This window comes from Rhodococcus sp. R1101, assembly GCF_000278445.1.
GTDB lineage: Bacteria > Actinomycetota > Actinomycetes > Mycobacteriales > Mycobacteriaceae > Rhodococcus > Rhodococcus gordoniae.
Genome location: NZ_AJVB01000520.1, coordinates 1 through 2,564 on the forward strand (window position 1 = coordinate 1; position 2,564 = coordinate 2,564).

The 2,564-nt window shown below is 69.3% G+C and carries 2 protein-coding genes; both read right to left on the reverse strand.

Annotated elements, in window-relative coordinates; genetic code table 11:
- Positions 1-95: 95 nt before the first annotated feature.
- Entirely contained in the window at positions 96-1,826 is a 1,731-nt protein-coding gene (locus R1101_RS0120905) for an acyl-CoA dehydrogenase family protein (protein ID WP_016935220.1), read from the reverse strand.
- Between the two features lie 16 nt (positions 1,827-1,842).
- Positions 1,843-2,564, reverse strand: a 722-nt coding sequence (locus R1101_RS27920; protein WP_016935221.1) for an MFS transporter, incomplete at its 5' end; no start/stop codon positions are given.

A 2,564-nucleotide genomic window follows, 5' to 3' on the forward strand; every position in this document is an offset into this window, starting at 1 on the left:
GGAGAACGACATGGTCGCGTACGGTCCGGCGAGGATTTTCGACAGGTCGAGGACCTTGATGCCGGCGAGCGGGGCCGGGCCGGTGGGATGCGTGCTCATGAGCGGGCTCCTGTCAGTGCAGTCGGTGCCGCATCGGCGGCGGTGCTCGGCGCCGCGGCGGCCGCGACGGACGGGTCGACGTCCGTGCCGTCGGCGATCACGGCGAGGTGGTCGAGAGCGACGGCATTCGGTTCACCGGCCAGGCCGTCGAGGTAGGCATGGGCGACGAGCAACGACCGGTGGCCGAGACCGCGCGCGATGCGGTGCGACGCCAGGTCCACGAGCAGGGTCGCCATCACCGTCCGTGCGAGATCGTCGGTGTAGGTCGCGCAGCGGGTTTGCGCGTGCGTGTCGTCGCCGGCGAGCAGGTCTTCGCCGCGCGCCTCGAGCGCATCCCAGCGTTCCCGCAGTGCTGCGACGACCGGGGCGCACTCCGGATGCGCCGCGTGGAGCAGTGTGCGCTGCGCGTCGGCCAGGACCCGGTGCGCGCCGTTCTTGCGCATCGACCGCAGCACGTCGAGCGCGATGACATTGCTCGAACCCTCCCAGATCGATCCGAGGTGTGAGTCGCGCACGAGGCGGGCGAACACCCGGTCCTCGATGTAGCCGCTGCCACCCCGGATCTCCATCGCCTCACCGGTGACGGTGCGGGCGCGCTTGCAGATGTAGTGCTTGGCGACGGGCGTGAGGATCCGGACGACACTGCGGGCCTGCGCGTCACCGTGGTCGGCGCGATCGAGGGTCGCACCGCTGTAGGCGACGAGCGCGAGAGCGGCCTCGGCGTCGAGCAGCAGCGGCAGCAGGGTGGCGCGCATGAGCGGCTGGTCGAACAGGGACTTCCCGAAGACCACCCGATCCCTCGTGTGAGCGACGGCGTCGCGCACGGCGCGCCGGATCAGGGCGCTCGAGCGCATCGCGTTCGACAGGCGGGAGGTGTTCAGCATCTCCGTCATCTGCCGGAATCCACGGTCGAGGTCGCCGACCTGCAGCGCGTACGCCCCGTGCAGGGTGACCTCGCCGCTGGGCATCGATCGCGTGCCGAGCTTGTCCTTGAGACGGTCGATCGTGTACGAGTTCCGGCTCCCGTCGGGAAGCCGCTCGGGCAGCATGAACATTCCGACGCCGCGGGTCGAGTTCTCGTCGCCGCCGGGGAACCGGGCGAGGGTGATCACGACATCGGCGTCCGGGTTGGAGGTGAACCACTTGCGTCCGGTCAAGCGCCATGCGTTGCCGTCGAATTCGGCGCGGGTCTCGGTCTTCGCGATATCGGTGCCCGCCTGGGTCTCGGTCATGAACATCGCCCCCGTCAGAGCGGTGGCCGGATCGGTGGAGGTCAGGCCGTCGATCCACGGGCCGAACACCTCGGGGTCGCCGAACATCCGCAGGGTGCGCGCGGCGGCATCGGTCATCGACACCGGGCAGGCGAGGCCGAACTCGGCCTGCACGAACAGATATGACGCGAGGTACTTGACGAGATGCGGGGGCGTGTCCGTCCAACCGTGGATCGGGCGGTGCGACAGTGCCGAGAGACCGTATTCGCTGTAGGCGGCGCGGCACAGTTCGAGATAGGCGGGGTGGTACTCGATGCGGTCGATGCGCTCGCCGTCGGGGTCGTACCGGTGCAGCACCGGCGGATGGGCGTTCGCCGTGGCCGCGAGCGCGTCGAGACGGTCGGCGGCATCGGCACCCAGGCGCGCGAGGAGACGGTCGGTGAGCGGCCGGTGGGCGTCGGAGATCCAGCGGTCGAGTACCGCATCCAGAGCCGGGTCGGTGTGGGCGTAGTTCATTTTCGTCCGTTCGGTGTCAGGAGGCGTCGGCCGTCGTCCGGGCGGGGGCGGGGCGTGGTTCGTCGGGCTCGGTGCTGGTCGGTGAGCGTTTGAGCAGCGCGGTCATGCAGACCAGGGAGATCAGCACGTATCCGATCCCGAGTCCGACGACCGGCCAGATCGAGCCGGCGCGGTTGAGGAGGAACTGGCTCGCCATCGGGGCGGTGCCGGCGAAGATCGCCGTCGAGATCTGATACGACAACGAGATGCCGGTGTAGCGCACGTGGGTGGGGAAGACCTGCGCGAGGATGCCGGCCAGCGCCGAGTAGTACATCGCGTGCGGCGCGGTGGCGAGCACCATGCCGATGATCGCCCAGGTGAGCGAGCCCGTGCGGATCAGCACGAACATCAGCGGCAGGACGATGAGCTCGGGTCCGAGCATCCACAGCACGGCGCGTCGCGCGTCGATCCTGGTGGCGAGAACCGCACCGAAGGGTTGGACGAGCACCTGCGCGACCAGTGCGAGGGTGATCACGAGCAGGAAGTCCGATCGGGTGAACCCGAGGTCGGTGGTGGCCCAGGCGAGGGCGAAGGTCGTCTTGACGTAGGTGATCGCCACGCCCGCCACCACGGCACCGACACCGAGGAGCAGCGCCGCCGGGTGTGAACGCAGGACTTCGACCAACGGTAGTTTCGTGCGTTCCTGTGCAGCGGCGGCCACGCGCATCTCCGGCGTTTCCTGGATCCGTACGCGGATGT

Coding starts and splice junctions, on each gene's coding strand:
- R1101_RS0120905 (WP_016935220.1), bottom strand. CDS start 1,826: ATGAACTACGCCCACACCGACCCGGCTCTGGATGCGGTACTCGACCGC.